33 protein-coding genes and 1 other annotated feature are annotated in these 26882 nt (G+C 43.1%); all 33 genes read right to left on the reverse strand.

The features are described 5' to 3' along the window. Positions 1 to 17: 17 nt before the first annotated feature. Positions 18 to 1157 carry a tRNA guanosine(34) transglycosylase Tgt gene (tgt, locus tag GD002_RS12290; protein WP_153732654.1) on the reverse strand — a complete coding sequence of 380 codons (1140 nt, stop codon included), beginning with the start codon at positions 1155 to 1157 and terminating at the stop codon, positions 18 to 20. Beyond that, positions 1158 to 2210, reverse strand: coding sequence for a tRNA preQ1(34) S-adenosylmethionine ribosyltransferase-isomerase QueA (gene queA / locus GD002_RS12295; protein ID WP_153732655.1), 1053 nt, complete (start codon positions 2208 to 2210; stop codon positions 1158 to 1160). It lies immediately after the preceding gene. An 18-nt stretch (positions 2211 to 2228) separates the two neighbouring features. Then, positions 2229 to 3227 (reverse strand): Holliday junction branch migration DNA helicase RuvB, encoded by a 999-nt coding sequence (gene ruvB, locus GD002_RS12300; protein ID WP_153732656.1) that lies wholly within the window; start codon positions 3225 to 3227, stop codon positions 2229 to 2231. Between the two features lie 19 nt (positions 3228 to 3246). Further along, a complete protein-coding gene (ruvA, locus tag GD002_RS12305) occupies positions 3247 to 3852 on the reverse strand; it encodes a Holliday junction branch migration protein RuvA (RefSeq protein ID WP_153732657.1) in 606 nt (201 codons plus the stop codon). A 131-nt stretch (positions 3853 to 3983) separates the two neighbouring features. Next, positions 3984 to 4550: an NADPH-dependent FMN reductase gene (locus GD002_RS12310; protein WP_153732658.1), complete on the reverse strand. Its 567-nt coding sequence runs from the start codon at positions 4548 to 4550 to the stop codon at positions 3984 to 3986. A 361-nt stretch (positions 4551 to 4911) separates the two neighbouring features. Beyond that, positions 4912 to 5634: a YebC/PmpR family DNA-binding transcriptional regulator gene (locus GD002_RS12315; RefSeq protein ID WP_153732659.1), complete on the reverse strand. Its 723-nt coding sequence runs from the start codon at positions 5632 to 5634 to the stop codon at positions 4912 to 4914. Positions 5635 to 5646: 12 nt separating this feature from the next. Then, positions 5647 to 6468 carry a phosphotransferase gene (locus GD002_RS12320; protein ID WP_194841585.1) on the reverse strand — a complete coding sequence of 274 codons (822 nt, stop codon included), beginning with the start codon at positions 6466 to 6468 and terminating at the stop codon, positions 5647 to 5649. Positions 6469 to 6522: 54 nt separating this feature from the next. Continuing rightward, complete coding sequence (locus tag GD002_RS17805) at positions 6523 to 7566, reverse strand: LysM peptidoglycan-binding domain-containing protein (protein ID WP_194841586.1); 1044 nt, start codon at positions 7564 to 7566, stop codon at positions 6523 to 6525. 156 nt (positions 7567 to 7722) lie between these two features. After that, positions 7723 to 8607 (reverse strand): prephenate dehydratase, encoded by an 885-nt coding sequence (gene pheA, locus GD002_RS12330; protein ID WP_153732661.1) that lies wholly within the window; start codon positions 8605 to 8607, stop codon positions 7723 to 7725. 39 nt (positions 8608 to 8646) lie between these two features. After that, the gene (locus GD002_RS12335) at positions 8647 to 9102 is read right to left on the reverse strand and encodes an ACT domain-containing protein (RefSeq protein ID WP_153721320.1); all 456 of its coding nucleotides are present in this window, start codon (positions 9100 to 9102) and stop codon (positions 8647 to 8649) included. Positions 9103 to 9141: 39 nt separating this feature from the next. Next, positions 9142 to 10431, reverse strand: coding sequence for a GTPase ObgE (gene obgE / locus GD002_RS12340; RefSeq protein WP_153732662.1), 1290 nt, complete (start codon positions 10429 to 10431; stop codon positions 9142 to 9144). A 3-nt stretch (positions 10432 to 10434) separates the two neighbouring features. Then, on the reverse strand, positions 10435 to 10968 hold the full coding sequence (locus GD002_RS12345; RefSeq protein WP_153732663.1) for a Spo0B domain-containing protein: 534 nt from the start codon (positions 10966 to 10968) through the stop codon (positions 10435 to 10437). 274 nt (positions 10969 to 11242) lie between these two features. Continuing rightward, positions 11243 to 11533 (reverse strand): 50S ribosomal protein L27, encoded by a 291-nt coding sequence (gene rpmA / locus GD002_RS12350; protein ID WP_153732664.1) that lies wholly within the window; start codon positions 11531 to 11533, stop codon positions 11243 to 11245. Between the two features lie 12 nt (positions 11534 to 11545). Next, positions 11546 to 11872 carry a ribosomal-processing cysteine protease Prp gene (locus GD002_RS12355; protein ID WP_153732665.1) on the reverse strand — a complete coding sequence of 109 codons (327 nt, stop codon included), beginning with the start codon at positions 11870 to 11872 and terminating at the stop codon, positions 11546 to 11548. 6 nt (positions 11873 to 11878) lie between these two features. Continuing rightward, a complete protein-coding gene (gene rplU / locus GD002_RS12360) occupies positions 11879 to 12187 on the reverse strand; it encodes a 50S ribosomal protein L21 (protein ID WP_153732666.1) in 309 nt (102 codons plus the stop codon). A gap of 13 nt (positions 12188 to 12200) precedes the next feature. Then, positions 12201 to 12275: a sequence feature (ribosomal protein L21 leader region), on the reverse strand. A 108-nt stretch (positions 12276 to 12383) separates the two neighbouring features. Next, a complete protein-coding gene (locus GD002_RS12365; RefSeq protein ID WP_153732667.1) occupies positions 12384 to 13007 on the reverse strand; it encodes a metalloprotease in 624 nt (207 codons plus the stop codon). Next, positions 13004 to 13546 (reverse strand): peptidoglycan DD-metalloendopeptidase family protein, encoded by a 543-nt coding sequence (locus GD002_RS12370; RefSeq protein WP_153732668.1) that lies wholly within the window; start codon positions 13544 to 13546, stop codon positions 13004 to 13006. Before GD002_RS12370 ends, GD002_RS12365 begins: the two co-directional genes overlap by 4 nt. A 100-nt stretch (positions 13547 to 13646) precedes the next feature. Continuing rightward, entirely contained in the window at positions 13647 to 14450 is an 804-nt protein-coding gene (gene minD, locus GD002_RS12375; RefSeq protein WP_153732669.1) for a septum site-determining protein MinD, read from the reverse strand. A gap of 1 nt (position 14451) precedes the next feature. Continuing rightward, a complete protein-coding gene (minC, locus tag GD002_RS12380) occupies positions 14452 to 15129 on the reverse strand; it encodes a septum site-determining protein MinC (RefSeq protein WP_194841587.1) in 678 nt (225 codons plus the stop codon). A gap of 13 nt (positions 15130 to 15142) precedes the next feature. Then, the gene (gene mreD / locus GD002_RS12385) at positions 15143 to 15664 is read right to left on the reverse strand and encodes a rod shape-determining protein MreD (protein ID WP_153732671.1); all 522 of its coding nucleotides are present in this window, start codon (positions 15662 to 15664) and stop codon (positions 15143 to 15145) included. Further along, positions 15661 to 16554: a rod shape-determining protein MreC gene (mreC, locus tag GD002_RS12390; RefSeq protein ID WP_153732672.1), complete on the reverse strand. Its 894-nt coding sequence runs from the start codon at positions 16552 to 16554 to the stop codon at positions 15661 to 15663. Before mreC ends, mreD begins: the two co-directional genes overlap by 4 nt. Before the next feature lie 19 nt (positions 16555 to 16573). Continuing rightward, entirely contained in the window at positions 16574 to 17590 is a 1017-nt protein-coding gene (locus tag GD002_RS12395; RefSeq protein WP_153732673.1) for a rod shape-determining protein, read from the reverse strand. 412 nt (positions 17591 to 18002) lie between these two features. Continuing rightward, on the reverse strand, positions 18003 to 18701 hold the full coding sequence (radC, locus tag GD002_RS12400) for a RadC family protein (protein WP_153732674.1): 699 nt from the start codon (positions 18699 to 18701) through the stop codon (positions 18003 to 18005). A 1-nt stretch (position 18702) separates the two neighbouring features. Next, positions 18703 to 19305, reverse strand: coding sequence for a Maf family protein (locus GD002_RS12405; RefSeq protein ID WP_153732675.1), 603 nt, complete (start codon positions 19303 to 19305; stop codon positions 18703 to 18705). Positions 19306 to 19390: 85 nt separating this feature from the next. Beyond that, complete coding sequence (locus GD002_RS12410) at positions 19391 to 20029, reverse strand: hypothetical protein (RefSeq protein WP_153732676.1); 639 nt, start codon at positions 20027 to 20029, stop codon at positions 19391 to 19393. Positions 20030 to 20120: 91 nt separating this feature from the next. Beyond that, a complete protein-coding gene (locus GD002_RS12415) occupies positions 20121 to 20876 on the reverse strand; it encodes a prepilin peptidase (RefSeq protein ID WP_153732677.1) in 756 nt (251 codons plus the stop codon). A gap of 10 nt (positions 20877 to 20886) precedes the next feature. Further along, positions 20887 to 21573, reverse strand: coding sequence for a pilus assembly protein PilO (locus GD002_RS12420; protein ID WP_153732678.1), 687 nt, complete (start codon positions 21571 to 21573; stop codon positions 20887 to 20889). Continuing rightward, positions 21566 to 22234 (reverse strand): PilN domain-containing protein, encoded by a 669-nt coding sequence (locus tag GD002_RS12425; RefSeq protein WP_153732679.1) that lies wholly within the window; start codon positions 22232 to 22234, stop codon positions 21566 to 21568. Before GD002_RS12425 ends, GD002_RS12420 begins: the two co-directional genes overlap by 8 nt. Before the next feature lie 5 nt (positions 22235 to 22239). Next, positions 22240 to 23211 carry a type IV pilus biogenesis protein PilM gene (pilM, locus tag GD002_RS12430; protein ID WP_153732680.1) on the reverse strand — a complete coding sequence of 324 codons (972 nt, stop codon included), beginning with the start codon at positions 23209 to 23211 and terminating at the stop codon, positions 22240 to 22242. 106 nt (positions 23212 to 23317) lie between these two features. Further along, a complete protein-coding gene (locus GD002_RS12435) occupies positions 23318 to 23791 on the reverse strand; it encodes a pilus assembly FimT family protein (protein WP_153732681.1) in 474 nt (157 codons plus the stop codon). A gap of 257 nt (positions 23792 to 24048) precedes the next feature. Then, entirely contained in the window at positions 24049 to 24504 is a 456-nt protein-coding gene (locus GD002_RS12440) for a type II secretion system protein (RefSeq protein ID WP_153732682.1), read from the reverse strand. 117 nt (positions 24505 to 24621) lie between these two features. Then, on the reverse strand, positions 24622 to 25833 hold the full coding sequence (locus tag GD002_RS12445; RefSeq protein WP_153732683.1) for a type II secretion system F family protein: 1212 nt from the start codon (positions 25831 to 25833) through the stop codon (positions 24622 to 24624). A 2-nt stretch (positions 25834 to 25835) separates the two neighbouring features. Next, positions 25836 to 26873: a type IV pilus twitching motility protein PilT gene (locus tag GD002_RS12450; protein ID WP_153732684.1), complete on the reverse strand. Its 1038-nt coding sequence runs from the start codon at positions 26871 to 26873 to the stop codon at positions 25836 to 25838. Positions 26874 to 26882 lie beyond the last annotated feature (9 nt).

Below are 26882 nucleotides of genomic sequence, written 5' to 3' on the forward strand. Positions count from 1 at the left end.
GATTTATTATACAAGATTTAAAAGTTTTTTGCATTCGGTTTGTTGAAGCCGTATTGCTCAAAAAACTCTTCACGGAAGTCGCCCAATCGGTCTTCACGAATGGCTTGTCGTATCTGCTCCATCAAATTCAATAAAAAGTGGAGGTTGTGATAAGACGTCAAACGGATACCAAATGTTTCGCCCGCACGAATTAAATGACGAATATACGCCCGACTATAGTTTTTGCATGCATAACAATCACAATTTGGATCAAGCGGACCAAAATCGCGCTCATACTTAGCATTTTTCACAACAAGACGTCCTTCACTCGTCATCAAAGTACCATTTCGTGCGATACGTGTTGGCAACACACAATCAAACATATCGATCCCACGTATAGCTCCATCGATCAATGAGTCTGGAGAGCCGACTCCCATCAAATAGCGCGGCTTATTTTCCGGCAATAAAGGCGTCGTAAATTCCAGTGCGCGATTCATAATATCTTTCGGTTCCCCAACAGACAATCCACCGATTGCGTATCCCGGAAAATCTAACGATACTAAATCCTGCGCACTCTGCTTGCGAAGATCCTCATACTCTCCACCTTGTACGATTCCAAACAACCCTTGTTCCTCAGGACGTTGATGTGCTTGAAGGCAACGCTCCGCCCATCTGGACGTCCGCTCTACACTTGCCTTCATATATTCATGTGTCGCAGGGAATGGTGGACATTCATCGAACGCCATCATAATATCTGGTCCCAGTGCATTTTGAATCTCCATTGCTTTTTCCGGACTCAAGAATAGTTTATCGCCATTGATATGATTACGGAAATGAACGCCTTCTTCTTTAATATCTCGGAATTTGCTCAATGAAAACACTTGGAAACCGCCTGAATCCGTTAAAATCGGACGATCCCAGTTCATAAACTTGTGTAATCCACCAGCTTCTTTGATAATCTCATGGCCCGGACGTAGCCATAGATGGTACGTGTTACTCAAAATAATTCCTGCGCCCATCTGTTTCAACTCTTCGGGTGACATCGTCTTGACGGACGCCTGTGTTCCGACTGGCATGAAAGCGGGTGTTTCGAATGACCCATGCGGTGTATGGACGATTCCAAGGCGTGCGCCCGTTTGTTTACAAGTTTTTATATGTTCGTACGTAATAGCTGCCAATTAATCTCGTTCCTTTCTTTTCGCGGGTCGAATAAACATCGCATCCCCAAAACTGAAAAATCGGTATTGCTCTTTCACGGCTTCTTCATATGCCGACAGTATAGGCTCACGTCCTGCGAAAGCTGACAATAGCATCAGCAAAGTGGATTTTGGCAAATGAAAATTCGTTACCAAACCGTCAATCGCTTTAAACTCATATCCGGGATAAATAAAAATAGAAGTCCACCCGCTCGCTGACACAACCGTTCCATCATGTTCCGAAGCGATCGTCTCTAATGTTCGAGTAGATGTCGTGCCGACCGCGATAACTCTGCCGCCGTTTGCTTTCGTCTCTCTCACTAAAGCTGCCGTTTCTTCCGTCATCACATAATATTCTGCATGCATCGTATGGTCTTCAATCGAATCGACACTGACTGGACGAAACGTGCCTAGACCAACATGAAGCGTAATAAAGCCGATCTTCACACCTTTTGCGCGCAACGCGTCCAGAATTTCATCCGTGAAATGTAAGCCTGCTGTCGGTGCTGCTGCCGAGCCGCGTTCTTTCGCAAAAACCGTCTGATACCGCGACTGGTCTTCTAGTGATTCAGTAATATAAGGAGGCAAAGGCATCTGACCTAACTGATCTAGCAATTCATAAAAAATGCCTTCGTAGATAAAGGTAAACTCTCGTCCACCTTGTTCACCAATTGCGGTGCATTTCGCTTGTAGACGCCCGTCTCCAAATGTCACCACTGTGCCGATCTTCACTCGCTTAGCTGGTTTAACTAATGTTTCCCAACGATCTTCACCAATTTCCTTCAATAATAATACTTCAATCGTAGCACCCGTGTCTTCTTTTGTTCCAATTAGTCGGGCAGGAAGCACTTTCGTATCGTTAAGAACTAGCAAATCGCCTGCTTCTATCTCCTCTACCAGATCGCGGAAGTGTCGATGCATCACGTCTCCATTATCTCGGTCCATAACAAGTAAACGACTTGCCGTGCGATCAAGCAGCGGGGTCTGGGCAATTAAATGCTCCGGTAAATCAAAATCAAAATCATGTACATCCATTTTTGTAACTCCTATCTGTCATTGTGGGAGTGGATAGCCGAAATGCGCATACGCTTTTTCCGTGGCCATCCGTCCTCTAGCTGTTCGTTGAATAAATCCAATTTGTAATAAATACGGTTCATATACGTCTTCAATTGTCACTGACTCTTCCCCTATACTTGCCGCGAGTGTATCAATCCCAACAGGTCCACCGCGAAAGCGTTCCATCATACTCTGCAACAGTTGATGATCGATTTGATCGAGTCCATGACTATCCACCCGCAACATATCAAGTGCTTCTTGCGCAATCGCGAGCGTAATGGTCCCATTGCCACGTACTTGTGCGTAATCACGAACCCTTCGCAATAACCGATTGGCAATGCGGGGTGTTCCTCTCGATCGTTTCGCTAGCTCCACAGCAGCTTGCGGATCAATATGAACATCGAAAAGACCTGCACTTCGGACAACAATTTCTGTCAGCGGCTCCACCTCATAATATTCAAGTCGTAACGGCACACCGAATCGATCACGCAATGGCGCGGATAATGAACCTGCCCGAGTCGTTGCCCCAATCAATGTGAAAGGAGGTAAATCTAGACGAACAGAACGCGCGGTAGGACCTTTCCCCACCATAATATCCAAACAAAAATCCTCCATCGCAGGATACAGCACTTCTTCAATCGCTCGATTCAATCGGTGGATTTCATCAATAAATAAGACATCACCTGGCTCTAAGGAAGAGACAACAGCAGCCAAGTCACCTGGACGTTCAATGGCCGGCCCGCTCGTCATCCGCACATTTACGCCCATCTCATTGCCAATGACCGTGGCCAGAGTCGTTTTCCCGAGCCCCGGCGGACCATATAATAAGACATGATCTAAACTTTCCTCTCGTCCTTTTGCCGCTTCAATAAAGATCGATAAATTATCTTTGGCCTGCTGTTGGCCGATGTATTGCTGAAGCAATTGAGGACGAAGAGATTGTTCAAAGCTTTCGTCAAAATGGGTTGCTTCATTCGTCAGTATGCGTTCTTCCATTGGAACCACCTCCACCGTATTAGCCTTGTTTTAATAATAATTGCAAAGCAAGTCGCATATATCCTTCTGTATCGAGTTCTTCTTTCTCCAGCTGTGGCTTCACTTTCTTCAATTCACGTTCCGAGTAGCCAAGAGCCGACAGAGCAAGCATCGCCTCGTCCAGTTCGTCACTTTCTGCTAATGTCAACAACGTGTCCTCTGAATCGGGGACATCAATTTCTGTAAACAGATCATGCAATTTACCTTTTAAATCAAGAATCATTTGTCGAGCTGTTTTCTTGCCGACCCCGGGGAATTGTACGAGAAACCCTTCATCCTCTCTTTCAATTGCCCCGATCACTTGAGATGGCAAACCGTTCGCCAATATAGCAAGCGCACCTTTTGGACCGATTCCCGAAACCGTAATCAGCTTACGAAACAGTTCCCGTTGTTCCAAGGTCTTAAAGCCAAGTAGCAACTGCGCATCTTCTCTGACATGTAAATATGTAAAAACTTGCTGCAACTCTTCCGTAACATGGAATGCAAATGGATTGGGTGTCATCACTTGCCAGCCAATTCCTTGCTGCTCCAAAACAATATATTCTGGTGTCACTCTTGTTACGAACCCTTTTATGTAATCGTACAATGCATTCTCCCCCTAAAGTATACGTGTTATTATAGCATACGAACGGGTTTTCTACTTGGCAGACCTCTAAAAACACGCACAAAAAATGGACACAAATACTTCGTGTCCATTTATACTGGATACTTCAGGTCTCACAATTGAGAAATTGCTGTTTGCTTTTTGTAAAACTCAATGAAGTTCTGTACAACAGTGTCTAGAAACGCAATCGTTGCTTCATCTGTTACGTCTCCTTCTTCATTCAGCTTCGTATGAATCGCTCCGATGTACACTTCATTTCCAGGCAGTAAAATAGGAGATAATGCCGGATTGGATAGAATTTCACGCAAGTGGATTTGGGCTCGGACCGAACCAAGTGCTCCCATGGAAGATCCTACGATGAAACCTGTTTTGCCATGCAATGTGAAATCACCGCCACGAGACAACCAATCCAACGCATTTTTCATCGCACCTGGGATAGAGAAATTATATTCTGGCGTCGCAAAGAGGACCGCATCAGAATCTTTGACATCGTCTTTAAACGCACGTACCGCTGGAGATGGGTCACTTTCAATATCTATAGAAAACATATCTAAGTCATTAATTAATACGGGTATAATTTCTAGTTCCTCTTTGTAACGCTTGGCCATATAGTTGACCAATTTTAAGTTATATGACGTCGAGCTCGTACTGCCAATAATCGCTTTCACTTTAATTGTCATGTTGAATAGCTCCTTTTTTGTAAGTTTAAACAGTTATTATCATAACGCTTGCAGATATGGATCACTAATCATTTGCTTATATCTTGCATCTATTGCTAAGTTTTATCCGTCTAATTGAAAAAACGTTGCGTGTAAAGGAGGAATGTCTATGCACAAGATTTTATATTGCGCTGCCAATTGCTCACGGTTTATGTACTGAATGCTGGTAACAATGATTGCTTGGTACTTACTGAAACGTATTTTCTTGAAGCACAGGAAGGGCATGGCGCTAGATTTCATCAAATGTTAGAAACGCTGAAAATCAATTAGTAGAACGTCAAAAACCCGGTAGGATCTCACTCTCCTGCCGGGTCACTTGTTACTATATTTCTGCATTATGAAAAATATCCTGGACATCATCATCTTCCTCAAGCGCATCAATCATTTTCTCGAATTGTTCTTCTTGTTCTTTCGACAACTCCGCATACACGGAAGGAATCATATCGATTTCAGCAGAAAGCAATGGAAAATTTTCTGCTTCAAACGCTTCTTTCACTGCGAGGAAATCAGTTGGTATTGTTAAAATTTCAAATCCTTCTTCAGTGTTCATGATATCTTCCGCTCCTGCTTCCAAAGCCGTCAACATGACTGTGTCTTCATCCATCTCCACCGTACGTTCGATAAATAACCGTCCTTTGCGCTCGAACAGATAGCTGACGGAACCGGATTCACCCATACTTCCGCCATTTTTATTGAAAGCAACTCGGACATTCGGTGCTGTACGATTACGGTTTTCTGTCAAACAATAGACGAGTACAGCCACACCGCCTGGTCCATACCCTTCATAGATGACTTCCTCGTAATTTTCATCCGCTCCTGCACCTGTTGCTTTATCAATTGCCCGCTGAATCACGTCATTCGGAACATTCATACTTTTAGATTTGTCAATTGCTAGACGTAAAGCCGGATTCGTATCTGGATCATCTCCGCCAGATTTTGCCACCACGTATATTTCTCGTGACATCTTCTGAAAGATCTTTCCTCGTTTTGCATCCTGTGCGCCTTTTCTGTTTTGGATATTTTTCCACTTGGAATGGCCTGCCATGGATAAAACCTCCTACTTCATCATTCGCTCTACATCATACCATAATCTTGGCCAATGTGAGAGGGCGGTTTCTGTAAATAGGAGGAGTTTACTCACCATTCGTTGTTGTTGGGCCGCGGGTAGCGATAGTAAATGCAGCCATTCACGTAACACTTCATTCGGATAAAGTAACTTGGCCAATGCATGGTTAGATAATGATTGTAAGGCGGGGTGCTCCCCCATCAAAAATGATGGATTATACGTAATTTGCGGCAACACCCGATGCATCCATAACACAATTTCATCTTCCTCCGCCCCAAGGCATGCCAAATCAAAATCAATAAAACGAATTTGGCCGGATACATCACGCAAAATATTATGATGGACCACGTCTCCATGCAATAAGGTCAGGGAACTTTTGGGTGGTGTTTGTTTCTTACTGATTTTCAAAGCATCCTGACTGAATAAAAGCAGTTCCTCTATCATATGGGACGGAAGGAACTGCTCACAAACTTCTCGAAACTCCAAAAATCTAGCCAAACGAACTTCCCACTTTTCAAGCATGTGGTAGTAAGGAAGAGATGATACCGATTGCCAATCAATCGTCGACTTTGTATCATGTAACGCTTGCAGTGCACTGAAAGAATCGATCCGGTCAATACGCCGTTTAAAATTAACGGCTTTTGCTCCTTCCATCCAGGGCTGCATGATCAGCAGTGGATCTCGATCTTCTAAAATGGGTACCATATGCGGAAAATGATGAGCGCTAAGTATTTGATGAACTTGCCGAACTTTCACAGCTTGTGCAAGCGAAGCATACTTCTTTACAGAATAGATGGCCCCGCCGGACTCCATTTTCCAAACGTTCTTTTTTATTTTCGTAAAACGTTGATTGGCTGTCATAGCCTATTATTGGTTTCTATACCAATCATCCTGGATTGGCATTGGGTAATTTGGCGGGTACTGCGGTCCCATTTGCGGGGAACACGGATCCTGGTGCGGCATGATCGGTGCCATAGGTGGACAATATGGATACCAATGAACCGGCTGCATCGGTTGCATATATTCAGGATTCATCGGCCATTGAGGCTGACTTGGCCAATGAGGTGAACAGTGATCCTGATTGGATGGACACCATGTAGCTGGTGTACAAGCCTTTGGTGGTATAGACGGTTGAGATGGCATTGGCATTGGCATTGGTTTTGGTTGTTCAGGCATCGGCTGCAGTACAGGCGGTTGTGGTTTAGGCGGTTGCGGCATAGGAACTGGTTTACTCGGCATTTGTAAGGAACTAGATTCTATCAACTGCCAGCCATCCGGCATCGGGGCAGGTTTGTGATGATCTGGTGACTCTTCATGCCATTCTGGTGACTCTTTAGGCGGCAAAGGCTTAATTGGCGCTTGCATGGGTGGCTGCATCGGTTGCTGCGGCATATGCGGATGACAATCTGCATCGAAAATCGGCATCCAACCACAAATTGGGAAGACAGCCTGCCACATTGGAACAGCCGGTACATTTGGCATCATTGGCATCTGAGGTGCAGGCGGTGTTTGCGGTTTTTGTGGCTCCTGTGGCATCTGTGGCATCTGTGGCATTTGCGGCATCTGCGGCATCTGCGGCATCTGCGGCATCTGCGGCAAAGGCGGTACCTGCTGTGCAGGAGGCTGCGGTTTTTCCGGCTTAGGTGTTGGCATTGGTGCAGGTTTTGAAGGTTTCGTTTCTGATTGTTGTGGCTTCATCGGCTTTTGTGGTGTTTTATCATGCGGTTTAGCTGGCTCACCTTTCTGAGCCGGCTTTTTCTTATCCATCGGTAAAAAGATTTTCATCCCCGGTACGATATAGTCGGGATTTGCCAAATGCGCATTCACCCGCTTCAATTCTTCAAATGGAATATTGTATTGCCTCGCAATCTTCCATAATGTATCACCTTTCACGACAATATGAACTTCCACTAACATTTCCCCCTTCCATCAATCCATCGTATGAACGGATGCCTAGTTTGGTGACTATTTTTTAGGCTTCCTCTCTTGTTATATATATTCGGCAGAGACTTGTTTATTACTAAATGGACGTCTTCTAATAAAAATCAAAAATCCACCCTACCAGCTTTAGCTAGAGGATGGATTTGTTTCATATACATAATAGGAGCCGAACGAACGAGCCGTGCAACCGAGTGCGCCCAACTCTTCCATCGCGCCTTTCATCATCGGATGCTCTTCTGATTCATTGACATCAATGATAAAGAAATAATTTCCAAGTCCAGTCTTCAATGGACGTGATTCAATTTTACTCAAATTTAGGCGCCGCCATGAAAAAACAGATAAAATCTGATGAAGCATACCCGCTTTATCATCTTCAGGTAGCTTGACCATTAACGTTGTTTTTGGCGAGGCCGCATGTTTTTTATGATCCAACATTTCTTTCCGTAACGATAACACAACAAATCGCGTATGATTAAAATGAAAATCATGGATATTTTCTTCTACTATATGTAAGCCGTACGTTTCTGCTGCCAGTCGATTACCGATCGCTGCGACCCGCAGTTCAGGTTGTTCTGATATATATTTAGCCGCTGCCGCTGTTGAGGTCGTCTGAATTAAAGGAACCCTGCGATAGCGGTATTGTAAAAACTTATGGCACTGTGCAAGCGCATGAGGGTGGGATTGAATTGATTCCAACTGATCCGCAAAATCAACTTGTGCTTTATTCATCATCAAGTGCTGTTCAATCGGTGTGGAAATTTCTGCTGCAATAAACAACTCTCCACCGTGAAACATGTAATCCATAGTTAACGGTACCGAACCCTCTAAAGCATTTTCCAAAGGCACAACTGCATATGCCACGTGACCCTCGGTGACCGCTTCGATACAATCAGGTATCGTGGGGCGTGGTGTCAACCCTTCTTTGCCGAATAAATCAGTTGCTGCAATATGAGTGAAGGAGGCTTCAGGCCCCAAGTACGCAACCGATGGCGTATAGCTTTTTTCTGTCATAAAAATTTTCATCTCCTAACAAGTTCATCATATTCAGTTTTAGAACACACCCGAACTGATTAAATCAACGGAATCAATGAATCTAGGAGCTTTCAATCGTTGCAAAAATGCTTCCACTTTAATTTCCATTTCCGTTACATCGAGTGATAGCGTAATATTGGCTCTTCCTTGAACAGGAATGGTCTGGTGGATCGTCAAGACATTGCATTTTGCCTTTGAGATAATTTCCAACAGCACAGCCAACGAACCTTTCAAATCTTCCAACTGAATAAAAATCGTTAAAATCCGGTCCCGTGCGATTGACTCGAACGGGAACACGGCATCACGATATTTGTAAAATGCGCTACGTGACAGACCGACCCGTTTCGTCGCTTCCTGGATCGTTGTCACTTCGCCTCTTGCTAACATTCTTTTTGCTTCCAGCATTTTTTGCATGGACTCTGTCAAGACATCTTCTCGGACCAAATAAAACTGGCCTTCCCCGATTTGTTCCATTTTGCTCCCCCCACAACGAGCGATTACCATTCCAACGTGTTATTCTAAGAATTCAAATTCGTAATTCAGAATCCGCACGATATCGCCATTTTGTGCACCCCGTTCACGCAATGCATCGTCGATACCCATCCCACGCATTTGACGTGCAAACTTCCGGACAGACTGATCGAAATTGAAATCGGTCATCTTGAACAAACGCTCAAGTGTGTAACCCGACAATACAAATGCACCGTCATCGTCACGTGAAATGACGAAATCAGGACCAGTCGCTTCGTGTTTATACAATACAGAGTTTTCCTCTTCCTCAACTTCTTCTAGCATTGGGAATTCAGGTGTCGTTTCCAGTAACTCAAGAATGGCATACAATAATGGATCCAACCCTTGTCTTGTCAATGCAGAGATTGGGAATACTTGTACCTCATCATCGCCGAGCGCTTCTTTGAATCCAGCTAGATTCTCTTCTGCATCAGGCATGTCCATTTTATTAGCTACAATAATTTGCGGTCGTTCAGTTAGACGCATATTATACTGTTCCAGCTCCGCATTGATGGTCTGGTAGTCATCAAACGGATCGCGTCCTTCTAATCCAGACATATCGATGACGTGGACAATGACACGTGTTCGCTCAATATGGCGCAAAAATTGATGACCGAGCCCAACGCCTTCATGTGCACCTTCGATTAATCCAGGTAAATCTGCCATAACAAAGGTACGATGATCGTCAGTTTCCACCATGCCCAAGTTCGGTACGAGCGTTGTAAAATGATAATCAGCGATCTTTGGCTTAGCTGCAGACACGACGGACAGCAATGTGGATTTTCCAACACTCGGGAAACCTACTAATCCAACGTCGGCCAATACTTTTAATTCCAGTGTAATATCGCGACTGACACCTGGTTCTCCTTTTTCAGATAGCTCCGGTGCCGTGTTCTGAGGAGTCGCAAATCGGCTGTTTCCACGCCCTCCACGCCCTCCACGCGCAATGACTGCTTGCTGACCATCTTCTACAAGGTCTGCAATGATGGTTCCTGTTTCCGTCTCCTTGACAATAGTACCTGGTGGAACCTTGACTACTAAGTCAGTTCCGCCACGTCCATGCATGTTCTTGCTACCGCCATGTTCTCCACGTGGCGCTTTAAAATGACGTTGATAACGGAAATCCATTAAAGTCCGTAATCCTTCGTCTACAACAAAGATTACGTCTGCACCTTTCCCGCCATCTCCCCCTGATGGTCCGCCATACGCTATATACTTTTCTCGACGGAACGCAACCATACCGTCGCCACCGTCGCCACCTTTAACAAATACTTTTACGTGATCCACAAACATTATTTATTTTCCTCCTAATTGTCCACTTATGATAAACGTCCATTGATTCGGTTCATCGAGGACTTCGACCGTAAGCTGTGATGAATTTACTGGGGTGTCAAGTTGTTCTGCACTGATTTCCGAAAACGTCAATTGAATGCTCCATTGGGTTGCTGTTGTTACGACTTCAATTGCCACTTGACATTCCGAATAGAGATCGATCTTCGGTACGATCACTCGTACGAGTCGTTCCAAGTAATCCACTAGTAGCCCATCCATGTCTTTCAACTCTAGTTTCGACGCGATGTCGCAATACAGTTGAGTCTTGAAGACGGGATATCGCCACTCCAGTGTGGTCAGCCACTCTTCTGTCTGTGGCATACAAAGCTTTTGAAGCATCGCTTGTCGTTGCATATCTGCCGTTTTTTCCAAAATACAGTTTTTAGCTTCTTTGTATTTGCCCATGTCTAAATACATGAGCAATAATTGCAGATCGTTCATATGATCATGCCGACTATATTTCACTGCATCGGACACATTCAGTTCTCTCTTCCCCATTTTTTCACCGCCAGCTGAATTCGTACTTCTTAGTATAGCATTTACATACGAAAATCACTAAAATTATCTTTACATTCAACTTAAATATTGGGTTATATGCACGTGAGTGGGATAAATTCACTTGGCCCGCTCATGAAAATTGGATAAAGGTTCTTACATTTGTCTACGTGATCATAAATCCACTTCAGGCTCTCTCATCAACCAACTATTTCCTTGTATAAGAAAAAGGACTGCAACGAGTGCAGTCCCTTCACCATGTATTCATGCGATCCTATTAAGCTTCTTGAACTTGCGGATAGACGCTAACTTTCTTTTTGTCGCGGCCAAAGCGTTCGAAACGAACGACGCCATCAACTTTTGCGAAAAGAGTGTCATCTCCACCACGGCCAACGTTTTCACCTGGGTGAATTTTTGTTCCGCGTTGACGATAAAGGATTGAACCACCGGAAACGAATTGTCCGTCTGCACGCTTAGCGCCAAGACGTTTCGATTCGGAGTCACGACCGTTCTTTGTAGAACCTACTCCTTTTTTGGATGCGAAGAACTGAAGATCCAAACGTAACATAGCTGCCACCTCCTACTTGGTAAAGTGTAATTGTATATATTGCCCATAGTCTAATTCAATCGTTTGTAAAGAAACAATCATTGCTTGAACAATCAGCTGTACGTCCGCATCTCGCTCCGTTTCCGGAAACGATACACGTAAGTACCCACCGTTCGCTCCTTGCTCGATCTTAGGTGTAGTGCTAGTCAGCTCGGCGATTGCATTGACCGCACCGAACGATACGGCTGAAGCGCCTGCACAAACTAAGTCCTTACCGTGTTCTGCAAAGTCAGCATGACCATCCATCTCAAAACTAGAGATGCGCCCAGAAGGCTCTTTCATAATTCGGACATGTATCATATCGAATTATAGATTGATTCCGTCGATAACTACTTTAGTGTATGGTTGACGGTGACCTTGTTTTTTGTGGTAGTTCTTTTTCGGCTTGTATTTGAAAACCGTAATTTTCTTGCCACGGCCTTGCTTGACAACTTTACCTGTTACAGTTGCGCCTTCTACGAAAGGAGCACCTACTTTTAGGTCATCCCCACCTACTAAAAGGACCTTGTCAAACGTTACAACCTCATCAGCTTCACCAGCAACTTTTTCAATGAAAATCTCCTGGCCAGCTTCAACTTTGATTTGTTTTCCACCAGTTTCAATAATTGCGTACATACTTGCACCTCCTCTATTTACTCAGACTCGCCTTCACAGGTGATTCGCTTGGAATGCTTGTACCTGATCAGTGCGGTTGTAGCACGGGTGCTACAAACAATAACAGTAAAATATTATCACATAGATGTCAAGAGGTCAAGTAGTTTATTTTTTTATAGAAAGTGAAGAACTGATTCACTCTAATATTCAATTTTGCCTACACCTTTAGCGTACCTCTGCTAACAGAAGTTAATTGTTCAAATGCTTGCTCGTATTTCCGAAAACGATACGACAGTATATTCTGAATGGCTAAGAAGGCAGATACGATGACATAGGGAAGACTATTCGGTAAGTATGTGCTTAAAAATATAAATAGCGCAAGCGAAGCAACAATGGAGTATAACATGAATAGAGAGCGTGAGTCGTATTTATTTTGTTCAGTTTCCATCAAAATAGATACTGCTTGTCCACCATCTAGCGGCAAGATGGGAAGCAAGTTGATCGCTAATAAAACAAATTGAATTTGTAAAAACTTATCACTTCCAGGAAATGATAAAAACAGCCCAATCCCTAACAGAACGGCTGTTGCGAGCGGGCCTCCTAACGCTACAATCAGCCGTTGCTGTTTCGTTGCCAACTGTCGATTCACGATTTGCAATTCCCCTCCGTAAGGCAAAATTGTGCAACTGCGAATTTTCATTCCTACTCGTTTAGCAGCCAATATGTGTCCGAGTTCATGAAATAATAATGAAATTAAAATCATTGCGTACAATGAAACGCCACCCATGATCATAAAAAATAAAAAAATGGGCAATAAAATCGGATGAATACGAACTTTCATTCCAAACCGCCTGACATATAAGTTGCTAGGACAGTTGGCTCTAAAGGAATGCCATTTCGTTTTACGCGTATATACACGGCATCTTCTTCCATCACCGCGATTTCGTCACCTCGTCTTACTGTTGTATAGGGTAAAGTTGAAAAAGAGCCGACAAAACCATATGTCACTTCATCTCCATTGTCATATTGTATGGTCACCGTTTTACCTGACTGGCGGGTATAACCTGTAAATACTACTAATCCATTTCCGGTTGATGTAATAGATAATGGCTGTGTGTATGAAATGATGGCTCCATCTTGATAAGGTTGAAACGATTCATACGAAGCGAATGGGTCGAATGCTGTCTCAGCGGATACGGTGATAGATTCATCATCCGCAATCCAGGAGGAAACCCATTTTTTCATTATGACAAAATCTTTACCTGTTGTGACGTATTGCGTGATAGGAACATTGACAAGCTGGCGTTCTTCCATTTTTGATAAAGCGACTACAGACACAGTCAATAGACAGGCGACAATCCATTTCGTTCTCCACTTCACCACTTCCCCTCCCTTACCTGCAGTGTATGAAAGAACAGGCGTAGAAATGCGGGTGAGTACGATGACAAATAAAAAACTCAGCACCTAAGAGGCACTGAGCTTATGATTTACTGAATAATGATTTTAGTTTACCAAAAAATCCTGGTTTCCCTGTATCCATCGACATTAACGGAACAGACTCACCCAATATGCGACGAGCTATATTGCGATAGCCTATAGCGGCCGGATTAGAAGGATCCATCACGACAGGCTCCCCTTTATTGGAAGAAGAAATGACATTTTCATCGTCCAATACGATCCCTAGTAGATCGATCGATAAATGAGTCGTGATTTCATTAACATCCAATGCGTCGCCGCTTTCCATCAAACGGCTTTTAATCCGATTAATGATCAATTTAGGCGGCTCAACATCCTTCTCGGATTCTAGCAGGCCAATGATACGATCTGCATCACGCACAGCGGAAATTTCCGGAGTCGTCACAACAATCGCACGATCTGCGCCCGCAATGGCATTTTTATAGCCTTGCTCGATCCCTGCTGGACAGTCGATTAAAATATAGTCGTAATCCATTTTTAATTCGGAGATGAGTTTTTTCATCTGTTCTGGATTGACAGCACTTTTATCGGTTGTCTGAGCAGCCGGAAGTAAAAATAGACGATCATCAAAACGCTTGTCCTTCACCAGGGCCTGATGAACTTTACAACGACCTTCTACAACATCAACCAGATCATAAATGATACGGTTTTCCAAGCCGAGAATCACATCTAAATTACGAAGCCCAATATCTGTATCAATCAAACATACTTTTTTTCCTTGTAGCGCAAGGGCCGTGCCGAGATTGGCGGACGTGGTCGTTTTTCCAACGCCGCCCTTACCAGAAGTAATAACAATTGCTTCTCCCAAATTATATACCTCCTTTAAATGTTGCCAGGCTTGGACGTAAATGCCGGAGTTCCTGAAGGCGATCAATCGCAATCTGCCCATTGTCATGGATATACGCACATTCCATTTCAGGATGCTCCGAAAGAATCGTTAACTCGTCAGTCATCGTCTCCATTTTATCCGCAATTTTTAAATGAGTTGCTTCTAGCCAAGATGCAGCGATCACGGCATCTAGATTACCATTGGCTCCAGCATATGCTATGCCTTTCAGCCTACCTAAAATATAGATGCTCCCACCCGCAATAACTTGGGCATTCGGATTCACGTCTCCAATGATGACTAAATCACCAGCCGCTCGAACTATTTGTCCAGATCGAACAATACCGATATACGTCTCTGATTGCTGTTCAACCAATCGTTGCTGACAATCTTCCAAAGACATGACATCACTCTGAACCTTTGAAACTCGTAAGTGAGGGGAATGATGAATGACTGAGAGAATACTTTTCATGTCTTGTTCGTCACAATAACGGCGGCCTGTATGCAGCTGTACTTCTGCAACACCTTCCAACCCGCTACCTTGTACTTTTTCCTCCAGCTCTTCCAGCAAATCGGAAAACGAACAACGATCGTCTAGCCGAAGCACCAAGCCATCTTTTGTTCCTTTAATCGTTACCATTTGTGATTTCGTCACCCACATCACCTCGCAATGCCTAAAAACCAGCTTGTTTTTGAGAAAATCGTTTTACTGTAATTTGTTTAAAAGTCCAGCCAAACATCACAATGAATATAGAATTGGCAATCACTGTAGGCACTAATCGACTCGTCAAGAATTCATTAAAATCAATGGATGTTAGCGCTATGACGCTTGCAAAAAAATAAGATAGAATCTCCAGCAAGACAATCATCACTAATGATAACACCATAACGGTCACTGTATGCCGCTGAATTTGACGGATCACCAACGTAGATACATAGCAAATGAGTGGATACATAAATGTGTATAGTCCAATAATATCAATGTGATACATATCATACAAGAGCCCAAGAATGAAACCGTATAGTATTGCACGCTGACGACTGTAATAAGCCGCAATAAAAATCAGGTAGACAATTAAAAACCGTGGAACAAACACATACAGTTCACCTTGCTGTTCAATTGGCGAGAACAGACTGAAAATAGGCTCCAAGAAAAACAACACAACTGCAATGAGAGGGATGACGAACCGGGTCATGATTCATCGTCCCCCTCTGTGTCCGCCGTGTTGCCCCCATCTGTTCCATCAATGACAATCGAAGAACGCTTGGCGATCATCACATGATCCAGCATGGAAAAGTTCGCTGCCGGACGAATATAGGCTAGCTTTGTAAGACCATAATCATCCGTTGACACTTCTGTTATCTCGCCAATTAGAATACCTTTCGGAAAAATACCGCCAAGGCCAGAAGATGTAACCTGCATCCCTTTTTTTACATCAAAACTAGAGTCGATCCGCTTCATGATCAATTGACGAGATTGTCGATCGAATCCTTCGATTAGCCCGAAAATCTCTTCTTCTCCTGCAATCATGGCAGCGACACGGAAGTTGATGTTTTCAGTCGATAATAACTCCACAGTGGAAGTAAACGGATTAGCCAATACCACTTTTCCGATCAACCCTTGCGCAGTGATGACCGCCATATTGACTTCCACTCCGTCCGTCGTACCTTTATCGACAATCAATTTATCTTCCCATTGATCTGGATTTCGTGAAATTACTGTGGATTGAATCGGCTCATACTCACGCAAATCATCTAATTTTTTGACAATCTCACGTAACTTCACATTATCCGCTTTCACATCGACCAGTTCGGCTTGCGTCGCCGCATACGCATCCAGTCGTTCTTTTAATCGTTTATTTTCTTCGTATGTATTAAGCATTGTATCAATATTTTCAATAATCCCCGTAACAAAATGAGCCGGTTTCGTGAACAGCGACTGCCCGAAACCGACAACATCCTTCACTACTTGTTCCGGCAAATTCGAATGGTTGCGGTCACGAAGTGAGAATGCAATCAATGCCACAAGGACGATTACTCCTACTAATAAAATGATTAATCGTTTATTGGAAAAAAAACGTGGCATTGCCTACATCTCCTCCAATTTATTTTACTTGCATTTTTTTAATAACTTCTAAGTTATCTAATGCTTTTCCGGTACCCATTGCCACACAGTCTAACGGATCTTCAGCAATGAATACAGGCATATTCGTTTCATCTGAAATGACTTTGTCCAAATTGCGAAGCATCGCGCCCCCGCCCGTCAAGACGATTCCACGTTCCATCACGTCTGAAGATAGTTCTGGTGGTGTTGTTTCCAGTGTCTTCTTCACACCTTCAATAATCTGTAAAATCGATTCGCGTAACGCTTCCACGATTTCATCTGAAGAAATTTCTAGTGTTTTCGGTAGTCCTGTCAATAGATCACGACCGCGAATATCCATCTTTTCCGCTTTTGTAGCATCTTTCGCGGAACCGATCTCAATCTTGATCGCTTCTGCTGTACGTTCACCGATCGTCAGGTTATACGTCTTACGAATATAGCTGATGATCGCTAAATCCATCGTATCCCCACCAACACGAATTGATTCACTCGTGACAATTCCACCAAGAGAGATAACTGCGACTTCTGTCGTACCGCCACCTATATCGACGACCATACTTCCCGTTGGTTCCCAAACCGGCAAATTTGCTCCGATTGCTGCTGCAAATGGCTCTTCAATTGTGAACGCATCTTTCGCGCCTGCTTGACGTGCCGCATCAATAACCGCACGTTGCTCAACGGAAGTAATTCCGTAAGGCACACAAATCATAACATTTGGCTTCTTCCATGAACCACCTGAAGCTTTTGTTGCTTCTTTCATGTAATGCTCAATCATTGCAGTTGTTGTTTCAAAATCTGCAATAACCCCGTCTTTCATCGGGCGAGTCGCCACGATAGATCCCGGTGTACGTCCAATCATATTTTTAGCGGCACTACCGACCGCTACGATTTCATTCGTCACAGTATTTTTAGCAACTACGGAAGGTTCCCGCAACACAATACCTTTACCTTTGATAAAGACCAATGTATTGGCTGTCCCTAGGTCGATTCCTACATCTTTCGTTCCGATTCCAAACAAATTAGTTCTTCCTTTCTGCATAACCGTCAACGGCCTTCTTAAAAGCATACACCACATTATAACGGAAAGGTAACTAAATTTACAGTAGAGCCTCACAAGAATGCAAAAAACACGAAAAAAGAGACCGATTTCCCAGTCTCTAACCTGCATCTTACAGTCTAACGACACCTTTTTGACAAAATGTCATAGATAGATATAGATAGGTTTTGGTGAATAATGGATTCCTCTGAAAAATGATGCATTTTTTAGTAGCCAAACAAATCTAGTAGCAGACTGAGCAATAAGCATCGCACACCGATCCAATCCATTGACAAAACGAGCATTTCCTTTAGACAACCGCGCCAAACTTCCAAATGAACGAACCAAAACTATCTGGAACCGTACCAAAGAAAAAGATAACCGAGCTAAACTTTCAGATATACCCTTTATCTTTCAAACTAATGAATTTCTGATCGCCGATAATGATGTGATCCAACACGTCAATCCCCATTATCGAACCTGCTTCCATGAGGCGTTTCGTCACCTCGATGTCCTCTCTAGAAGGCGTCGTGTCGCCACTTGGATGATTGTGAGAAATAATCATCGAAGCAGCTGAACGCTTGACAGCTTCGCGGAATACTTCTCTCGGGTGGACGATACTAGAATTCAAACTGCCAATGAAAATGGTCTGTTTATGTAACACTTCATTTTTTACATTTAAAAATAACGTTACGAAATGTTCCTGGTTTAGTGAAGACATATCCGTCATCAAATAATTAGCAGCATCTTCCGGCGAACGGATTTTGTAGCGGTCGTGTGGAGCTGCACGATACAGCCGTTTCCCTAGTTCCGCAGCAGCCAATAGTTGAACGGCTTTTGCCTCCCCAATCCCTTTAATCTTCGTCATTTCCTCTACAGTCAACCCTTTTAAATCTTGCAATCGATCCAATGTAGATAATACTCGATTGGCAAGCACTAACACAGACTCAGAGCGAGACCCAGTACGCAATAAAATCGCTAGTAGTTCTTGATTGGAAAGACTATCTGCTCCATCTCGAATCAATCGTTCGCGAGGCCTATCCGCTAAATGCACATCACGGATCATCATTTTCGGCGCTAAATCTAGCGGCATATTAGGCGTCACCTACTTCTAGCGTTAATAAATCAGCTTGGCACATTTGTTCAATCAATTCACCAACCGGCAACCCAACGACATTTTGATAATCCCCTACAATATGTTCCACAAACAGCATCCCTGCCGTTTGAATACCATAGGCGCCCGCTTTATCTGCAGCATCACCAGATCGTACGTAGCTATAAACGAGCGAAGGATTCAATGTCCTGAATTTAACTTGTGTGCGACTTGCAAATTGCAGCTTGCAGTCTATCGTCATAACTGTCACACCTGTAATTACTTCATGCGTCTGTCCGGATAGTTCCATTAAAAAGTCCACTGCTTCTGCTTCATTTGCAGGCTTCGAATACTGTTTTCCATCCTTCACGACAATTGTATCTGCGGCAATTATCATCATGTCGGGAGCTGTTGCAAACACTGCTTCTGCCTTCTGCTCAGATAAACGAATAGCATAGCGTTCAGGCTCGTCTGGAGTAAATGGTAAATCTTCTTTCACTTGGCTTGGTCGAACGGTAAATTCAATCCCTACGAGCTCCAATAATTCCTTCCGTCTAGGGGAAGAGGAAGCCAGCATAATAGGTTTAGTACTTGTAAATTTCATTGAAAAAACCTCCTTTCCCTTAGTGTACGCTATCTAGCTGTTTTTGGAAAAGCAGGATAATTGTTTTTTTACACGAGAATTCCAATCAAAATTGAATTTTAAAGCATGGATCCTGTCCAGAATAATGTGCTAAAAGATGTAGTCGTGCAATCGAAGAATCCTTTGTGAATGCGGTAATCGCAGTCAATTTCTTCTGTAAATCCGATTCCTTTTTTGCATCTTTCTTGTCTTTTGATAATTCAATTTTCGATAAATCTTCCGCCAGCAATGCTTTTTTCACATCATTGACATCGGCGGTTTTACACGTACCTGGTGTCACTCGAATTTTTTTCTTAAACGCGTCCTCCCCTTCTTTTAAGACGACTTGGCTTTCCTTCAGCCACACAGCTCCCCACACATAGAACTGATCACTCACTTGCAAAATAGCTGTGTTCGCTAAGGAAGGGTTTGACGCGACAAAATCTGTGGCCGTGTCCTTGCTCGAAAACACGCCGTACTGCTTGACGAACATTGCCAACACACTACCGTCGTCTATCGCGGCTTGATCATCTTTTTCTTCTGTCTTCGGTCCCGATGTCGCAACTGTTTTAGAAGGATCTGCGTCCTTTCCACCCGTCGTATAAATAGTTAAACCGATGACGAGCACTGCCGCAAGACCGATCACTACACCTTGCACCATTGCTCGAATCACCGTAAATTTTGAATAGGATCTTCGAAAATTCATCTGCATTCACTCCACTTTTTTCTTCACTTTACCAAAGTGAACACAAAAAAGGACAAGACTCTTGTCGTCTTGTCCGTGAAAATTTTCTGATTTAACTCAACAAATCGGTATACCATCCGACAAGTTGCGAGCCATAAAAATAGGCAATAAGCGCAGCAACCGCAATAGAAGGACCAAATGGAACCGGTGTTTTGCGTCCTTGCTTCGTTTTTCTAAGAAAAATGAACCCGACAATTGCCCCAATAAGAGAAGCCAAAAACAGCGTCAGTAAGGTCTGAAGTGTGCCAAGCACTAAGCCGATCACTAGGAATAACTTAATGTCGCCACCCCCCATACCACCTTTCGACACGATCGCAATGAGCAATAACAGACCAAAACCGACAATCGCCCCAAGCAGACTATCCCACCAAGGTGTCAGTGGACTCACTACACGTGCAATGAAAATCGCAACGCCAAAAGGCAAAAGAATTTTGTTAGGGATAAGCATGTATGTTAGATCAGATACAGTCAAAATTATGAGCATTGAAATAAACAGCAACGCAACAAGTAGTTCCCATTGCCATCCGAAGTGCAAATAGGAAAAGACGAACAACAAACCCGTCAACAACTCCATCAGCGGATAGATCGCACTGATCCGCTCACCGCAACCTCTACACTTGCCTTTTAAGAAGACGTAGGAAAAGACGGGCACAAGATCCACAAGCGTCAGACGGCGGTCACAAGTCGTACAATGGGAAGGCGGTGTTACGATAGACTCTTTCAACGGCACACGCAAGCCAACGACGTTGAAAAATGAACCGAATGTGATGCCGTAGAGGAAGAAAAACATGCTAATTACAAGTTCCATAGACAACCTCCTACTCCACGGTCTCTTTACCGGTCATTTTATTAATGGTCGTTGGATCTTCCTTCAAGGCGGCAGGTGGCGCATCCACTTTTGGTGCCTCGTTCTGCAAATTGACCAAGTCTGGACGGAAGAACGCGTTAAACGTAATGACCAATTCCATCAGGCCTACTTCTGAATCTTCTTCGGTCTTTTCCGCAGTTGCTTCGAATTGGATTGCTTCAACATTGAGAATACGCTTCATCTCTTCAATTTCATAAATAAATGTCTCGACCTGTTCGTATGTATCGGCAAATAATTTCACTTCCATCAAAATCGTTTCCAAGTTTTGCACTTCTTCCGGCATCTCTTGGATGGTGGTTTCTTCTTTGGAGAATGTGATTTCCTGCACTCTACTACCCGATTTCACTTCTGCTTTTTCGATCCCTAAAAGAAGACCGTCCTCTAATGGAATAACGGGCACTTTTTGTTGAAGTGGCTGGGAAGTAAACGTTTGATTCGTATCCTTATTCGCCAGTTGTTTTTGCAAAGCAAACAATGTATCGCGATTGCTAGATAGTTGCAATGCAGCTTGTTCCCGCTGATCTTTTGCCGGTAAATAGAGTGTATAGACGGAATAAAACACAAGCGCAACTAGAAAAACGGAAGCTAGCACGACAAGTCCGAGCTCCATCTGCCGTTTCGTAAAGTATTTACTCATCTGTGCCGCCTCCTTCTATTTCCTCATTTGCTGGCGGCTGTACGTCATCTTGGGACGGTTCTTGTGGCTGCTCAATCACATTCGGATCGACCGTTGCGTCCGGCTTCACTATGCCTCGTTCATCTAAAAATTGAACAAAGTATCTTGCTATGTATCGTGGCAACACCTTTTCGTCACTATCCAACCCTTCCGTCTCGATCACTTCAAAAGTTGCACCAGAAATTAGAGAAGAAGCTTTCATTCGAGTTAGATAATGGGCTGCCTCTGTTAAATCATCAAATTGCACATCGAACGTGGCTTCATTCGGTGCGGTAAACGTAAACTCTAGGAAGAAACCTCGTTCAGGTAATGCTTGGACAAGTTCCTCAATGAGCGGAACCGTTTTATAATGATAGCCTTCAAGCCACTCGACTGTTGAAGCCAACTGCTCTTTTTCCTGACCAAACGATGAAGGTCTGAGCTGAGATGTGATTGTTTCTTGTTGCTTCTGAATTTCAAAAGCTTGCTGTTGAAGTGCTTGTGCTTCCTCATTATTTTTTTGAGTAAGCCAAAAAAAAGCAGCCCAACTGAGGAGCGCTACTGCTAGAATTACAATAGCCACCCAAAGCAACGTAGACCGCTCTTTAATCTTCTCTGGCAGCAAATTAATATCGACTAGCATGCTCCCTACACCTCTTCCTTTAACGCAAGACCAATGACTCGGTGGAAGTCCGCAGAAACCGTAGAACCGTCTGCAAGCGGTATTGGCTCTTTCACCAAAGGAAGCGCCTCGATTCCCAGTCGCTCACGAACCATTTCTAACAGCTCGTCCTGTTGCTCGTATGATCCATTCCACAGCAAATGTGTAATGGCCGCTTCATTCGCAGCCAAATTAAAACGATAGAAATTCGCCAATTTTTCTAATTCCATCACGATCGTAAGCGGTTCAACTCGGTGTTCATTTAATTCTTCCCCTGTTGTCAAGCTAAGGGGTATTTCGAGTTCCATTGATCGGATAAATAGTGGATAATGACTGAAAAATATAGACACTGTTAAACTTTGACCACGCAAGTCTGCTAATAATATATGCTCGTCCCCTGTAAACTGATGGGAATGGAACGCCAGCCGATACAGCGAAAGCGGAGCAATATCTGCAACCACAGGTACCAACTTTGCCGATTCTAGCACAGCCTCATACGTTTGCATGACACTTTCTTTTGAAGCAATCAGAATCGCCTCATGTTCGACATTGTTTGCTGTATAGGGAACGACATCGAACACCGGATCATCGAAAGGTAGATAGATTGTTGAGCCAATTTCAATGAAGAAATGGCCTTTCAATTCCTCGTCTTCCACGTCCTCAGGATACGCCACTTTACGGATGATGACATATGCATCTGGCGCCAGAAATGCCACCTCACGTTTGGCAAGTCCCCACTCCTTCATGGCATCGTTTAGCACTTGTTCCAACATATCTTGATTCACAATCCGACCTTCAGAAATGATATTGGGCGGCAAAGCCACCTCTTGAACTGAATCCAGGACGAGTGGGTCAGTGGATTTGATACGAACGTGACGAATTGCTTCTTCATCAAATGTCAGAGAAGCAGTGCGCCTATTGCGTGTAAATAAGTTTATTGGGCGTGAAAAAATGGACATAAGACGGACCCTCCTAGAAGAAACAAGAAACTAATAATCGATTAGATAGATTTAAGTATAGCAAATAGAAATAGGGAAAGAAACAAAACTTACGACAGTGATATACCTAACTTTTCGCTGGCGGCACTTCATTATCTCCACAAGTTGTATTTCCCACATGTAACGAATTGCCACTATCTAATATTTCCTCTGTAGTCGCTTTGTAAAATTTAATTATATTTTCATTTGTTAAAGGTTTATTCTTTATATATAAAGCACCACAAATTCTTGTAGGTTGTTCATCTGCAAAATAAACTGAGTTATCTAAGAGCCCCATACCACCTTCTAAATACCCCAAGTCCACTAAAGCTGTTAAATTTACTGAGTTCACATGTCCGAGTGGGTGTGGATTATCCACAAAATATAAATCAGCAGATCGTATTCCTAATATTGCCGCGTCCTTCGTTGCTTTAATACGAGAATTATCCACTAAATTTGATATCGAAGGTACTGCAATAGCGGCTATAATTCCAAGAATAACTATTACCGCAAGCAGTTCAATGAGTGTCAGTCCCCTCTTATCGAAAAATAGTTCTCTCATGTAGACCTCTCCTTTAGCTAACTAAAAATATAGCTAAATTTTCTGTTCCTCAACACTTCTTTACTACTACCCATGTATTTTTATACGGCAAATATATAACCAGCACCAACTATTAAAATAACAATTATTTTATTGATTAAAAAAAGATCCTGCAGACAAAACTCCTACAGGATCTTTATTTGAACAATATTACATAACATAATTATCTAAAAAGTTTCCAGACCGTGTGGAGACCTGATACCTATTGTTTAATGTAACTACCTTGTAACCTTGACAGTAGCAGTACCTTCGCCAGTTTTAGCTCCATTTTTAAGATCTACTATATCTTTTTTAGGTGCCGATGTAGCTGTAACAGTAATTTTATCTTTCGTAGCTGTTGCTGTAGTTAATTTAGTAGTTACTGCATATGAAAATGATTTTAAACCGCCAACTTCACTAATATATGCTGCATTTTTAGCGTCCGTTCCTGTCCCTTGAAGATTTTCTAACGAAACGGTTTCAGCTTCCGGATTATCAACAACATACAATTCAGCTGCACTAACAGCATTAAGAATATCTGATTTCATAGCACCAACTTTAGAATTATTAATAATCCCTCCAATAGCCGGCACCGCAATCGCAGCAATAATTCCCAAAATCACAATAACCGCAAGCAATTCAACTAGCGTCAAACCTTTTTCATTTTTCAATTTCTTTTGTAGAAACTTTTTCATATCATTTCCTCCTCTGTTTTTCTTACTCTATGGATATAGTATAGCAGAGTTTCTAGGAAATTAAAACTAGTAAATGCTAAATTAATCAATTTATTAATTGAAAAAGTGTCAAAACCATTACAAACTATCTATCTGCTCAAACATACTAAACATCGGAATCATAATTGCCAAGACAATAGTCCCTACTATAGCAGCGAGCACAACAATCATAATTGGCTCTATTAACGCCTTTAATCGTTCTGTTGCAGCCTCTACCTCTTTTTCATAGAAGTCTGCCACTTTTGCTAACATGGAGTCTAAAGACCCTGTTTGTTCTCCGATTGCAATCATATGCGGGATAAGAGGAGGAAATGCCCAATGGTTCATCATTGGTTCTGTCAGAGATCCCCCTCGTTCCATGGATTGCCTCGACTCACCAATCACTTTTGAAATCACTTTATTACCAATAACTCGCTCTGTCATAGCTAATGACTGTAAGATAGGTACGGAACTGGAGAACATGGAACTAAGCGTACGAGTCATCATAGCTAGCGACGACTTCTTGACGATATCCCCGAAAATCGGCATTCGCAATAAAAATGAATCCAGAACATACTTGCCTTGTGGATTATTCCGCAACATCAATATTCCTACCACTATCGCTGTTACGAGGAGTAAAAGTACATACCAGTAATTCTGCAACCAATCACTTGCTGCAAGAACGAACAGCGTTAGCCAAGGCAATTCTCCGCCAATTCCCTCAAACATATCCACAAACATCGGTACAACGAATGACAAAAGGAAAATGACGACTCCAACAGCCACAATCCCTACAACAACCGGATAAGCTAAAGCAGATACTACTTTCTGTCTCGTACGATAAGATTTTTCAAAATGATCTGCCAACCGATCGAGTGATTCGTCGACTGTACCAGACAATTCACCTGCATTGATCATATGTAAGACAAATGGTTCAAATGCTTTTGGGTGCTTTGCCAATGCATCCGATAACGAGGTACCTTTACGTAAATCTTCCTGAATAGAGATCAAAATCTTCTTAAAAGCAGGCTGCTCCACTTGCAAGGACAGGATACGAACCGCATCGACAATCGTCACGCCCGCCTGCAGCAAAGTGGAAAATTGACGCAGAAACATGATCAGTTGCTCACGTTTGACTGGTTTTCCGATCATGATATCTTTCGTCAACACGGTTTCTGGCTGTTCCGAAAGATTGACGACACGAATCCCTTGATTCTTTAGCTTAATGGCGGCATCTCGCTTATTGTCCGCCACAATCGTGCCACGTCGAATCGCCTTCGAATCACGTCCTTCATATGTAAAACGGGCCACAGTCAGTCATCTCCCTGCAAATATGGCATTGCAATGTCATACGAAATAATTCCTTGATCCATCAAGTTCTTAACCGAATTTTCCATCATATGCATCCCTAACGAACGATTGGTCTGGATTACATTCGGAATTTGATGCACTTTTTCAGAACGAATTAAATTGGAAACGGCAGGATTATTAATCATGATTTCAGTTGCCGCACGTCTTCCTCGTTTATCAGATGTTTGGAAAAGACGTTGTGAAATAACCGCTGTCAACACACCGGCCAATTGCACCCGAATTTGCGACTGTTGCCCGTGCGGAAAGACATCGATAATCCGATCAATAGTCGAAGCAGCACTCCATGTATGCAATGTCGCGAGGACTAAGTGGCCTGTCTCCGCTGCCGTAATTGCGGTAGAAATCGTCTCTAAATCTCGCATCTCTCCAACGAGTATCACGTCAGGATCTTGACGCAACGCTGCACGTAATCCATCCGCGAATGAAATTGTATCAAATCCGACCTCTCGCTGATCAATAATAGAAGTCCCGTGATCATGCATATACTCAATTGGATCTTCTAATGTAATAATGTGTTTCCGCATCGTTTCATTCATATAGCGAATCATCGCAGCAAGTGTCGTTGATTTCCCTGACCCAGTAGGTCCTGTCACCAAAATTAGCCCTTGCGGTGTACCGGAAAGATTTTTTAAAGTAGGTGGCATCTGCAAATCATCAATCGTAGGAATTTTCGTCGGGATTGTCCGGAATGCCAATGAAATGGCACCGCGTTGCTGGAATGCATTTACCCGAAAACGGGATACTTCTGCTATTTCATAAGAATAGTCGATTTGCCCTACTTCTTTAAACGCAGGCAACATTTTTTCTGGAACCGTTCGGTAAGCAATTTCTCTCGTAATCTCTTCAGTTAGTGGCGTCTCCCCGTAGCGTTTCAATTCGCCATGGACACGGAAAACTGGCGGTACACCTACAGTCAAGTGAATATCGGAAGCTTTCATTTGAAAGGCTTCGGTCAGTAATTGGTCAATTCGTTGTGGCATTGCCTACAC

This window comes from Sporosarcina obsidiansis (assembly GCF_009651005.1).
Classification (GTDB): domain Bacteria; phylum Bacillota; class Bacilli; order Bacillales_A; family Planococcaceae; genus Sporosarcina; species Sporosarcina obsidiansis.

Excerpts from the sequence above, each read along its gene's own strand:
- queA (WP_153732655.1), bottom strand. The coding sequence starts at position 2,210 with ATGGATGTACATGATTTTGATTTTGATTTACCGGAGCATTTAATTGCC.
- ruvB (WP_153732656.1), bottom strand. The coding sequence starts at position 3,227 with ATGGAAGAACGCATACTGACGAATGAAGCAACCCATTTTGACGAAAGC.
- GD002_RS12310 (WP_153732658.1), bottom strand. The coding sequence starts at position 4,550 with ATGACAATTAAAGTGAAAGCGATTATTGGCAGTACGAGCTCGACGTCA.
- GD002_RS12315 (WP_153732659.1), bottom strand. The coding sequence starts at position 5,634 with ATGGCAGGCCATTCCAAGTGGAAAAATATCCAAAACAGAAAAGGCGCA.
- GD002_RS12320 (WP_194841585.1), bottom strand. The coding sequence starts at position 6,468 with ATGGAGTCCGGCGGGGCCATCTATTCTGTAAAGAAGTATGCTTCGCTT.
- pheA (WP_153732661.1), bottom strand. The coding sequence starts at position 8,607 with ATGACAGAAAAAAGCTATACGCCATCGGTTGCGTACTTGGGGCCTGAA.
- GD002_RS12335 (WP_153721320.1), bottom strand. The coding sequence starts at position 9,102 with ATGGAACAAATCGGGGAAGGCCAGTTTTATTTGGTCCGAGAAGATGTC.
- obgE (WP_153732662.1), bottom strand. The coding sequence starts at position 10,431 with ATGTTTGTGGATCACGTAAAAGTATTTGTTAAAGGTGGCGACGGTGGC.
- GD002_RS12345 (WP_153732663.1), bottom strand. The coding sequence starts at position 10,968 with ATGGGGAAGAGAGAACTGAATGTGTCCGATGCAGTGAAATATAGTCGG.
- rpmA (WP_153732664.1), bottom strand. The coding sequence starts at position 11,533 with ATGTTACGTTTGGATCTTCAGTTCTTCGCATCCAAAAAAGGAGTAGGT.
- GD002_RS12355 (WP_153732665.1), bottom strand. The coding sequence starts at position 11,872 with ATGATACATGTCCGAATTATGAAAGAGCCTTCTGGGCGCATCTCTAGT.
- rplU (WP_153732666.1), bottom strand. The coding sequence starts at position 12,187 with ATGTACGCAATTATTGAAACTGGTGGAAAACAAATCAAAGTTGAAGCT.
- GD002_RS12365 (WP_153732667.1), bottom strand. The coding sequence starts at position 13,007 with ATGAAAGTTCGTATTCATCCGATTTTATTGCCCATTTTTTTATTTTTT.
- minC (WP_194841587.1), bottom strand. The coding sequence starts at position 15,129 with ATGTGGGTGACGAAATCACAAATGGTAACGATTAAAGGAACAAAAGAT.
- mreD (WP_153732671.1), bottom strand. The coding sequence starts at position 15,664 with ATGACCCGGTTCGTCATCCCTCTCATTGCAGTTGTGTTGTTTTTCTTG.
- mreC (WP_153732672.1), bottom strand. The coding sequence starts at position 16,554 with ATGCCACGTTTTTTTTCCAATAAACGATTAATCATTTTATTAGTAGGA.
- radC (WP_153732674.1), bottom strand. The coding sequence starts at position 18,701 with ATGCCGCTAGATTTAGCGCCGAAAATGATGATCCGTGATGTGCATTTA.
- GD002_RS12405 (WP_153732675.1), bottom strand. The coding sequence starts at position 19,305 with ATGAAATTTACAAGTACTAAACCTATTATGCTGGCTTCCTCTTCCCCT.
- GD002_RS12410 (WP_153732676.1), bottom strand. The coding sequence starts at position 20,029 with ATGAATTTTCGAAGATCCTATTCAAAATTTACGGTGATTCGAGCAATG.
- GD002_RS12415 (WP_153732677.1), bottom strand. The coding sequence starts at position 20,876 with ATGGAACTTGTAATTAGCATGTTTTTCTTCCTCTACGGCATCACATTC.
- GD002_RS12420 (WP_153732678.1), bottom strand. The coding sequence starts at position 21,573 with ATGAGTAAATACTTTACGAAACGGCAGATGGAGCTCGGACTTGTCGTG.
- GD002_RS12425 (WP_153732679.1), bottom strand. The coding sequence starts at position 22,234 with ATGCTAGTCGATATTAATTTGCTGCCAGAGAAGATTAAAGAGCGGTCT.
- pilM (WP_153732680.1), bottom strand. The coding sequence starts at position 23,211 with ATGTCCATTTTTTCACGCCCAATAAACTTATTTACACGCAATAGGCGC.
- GD002_RS12435 (WP_153732681.1), bottom strand. The coding sequence starts at position 23,791 with ATGAGAGAACTATTTTTCGATAAGAGGGGACTGACACTCATTGAACTG.
- GD002_RS12440 (WP_153732682.1), bottom strand. The coding sequence starts at position 24,504 with ATGAAAAAGTTTCTACAAAAGAAATTGAAAAATGAAAAAGGTTTGACG.
- GD002_RS12450 (WP_153732684.1), bottom strand. The coding sequence starts at position 26,873 with ATGCCACAACGAATTGACCAATTACTGACCGAAGCCTTTCAAATGAAA.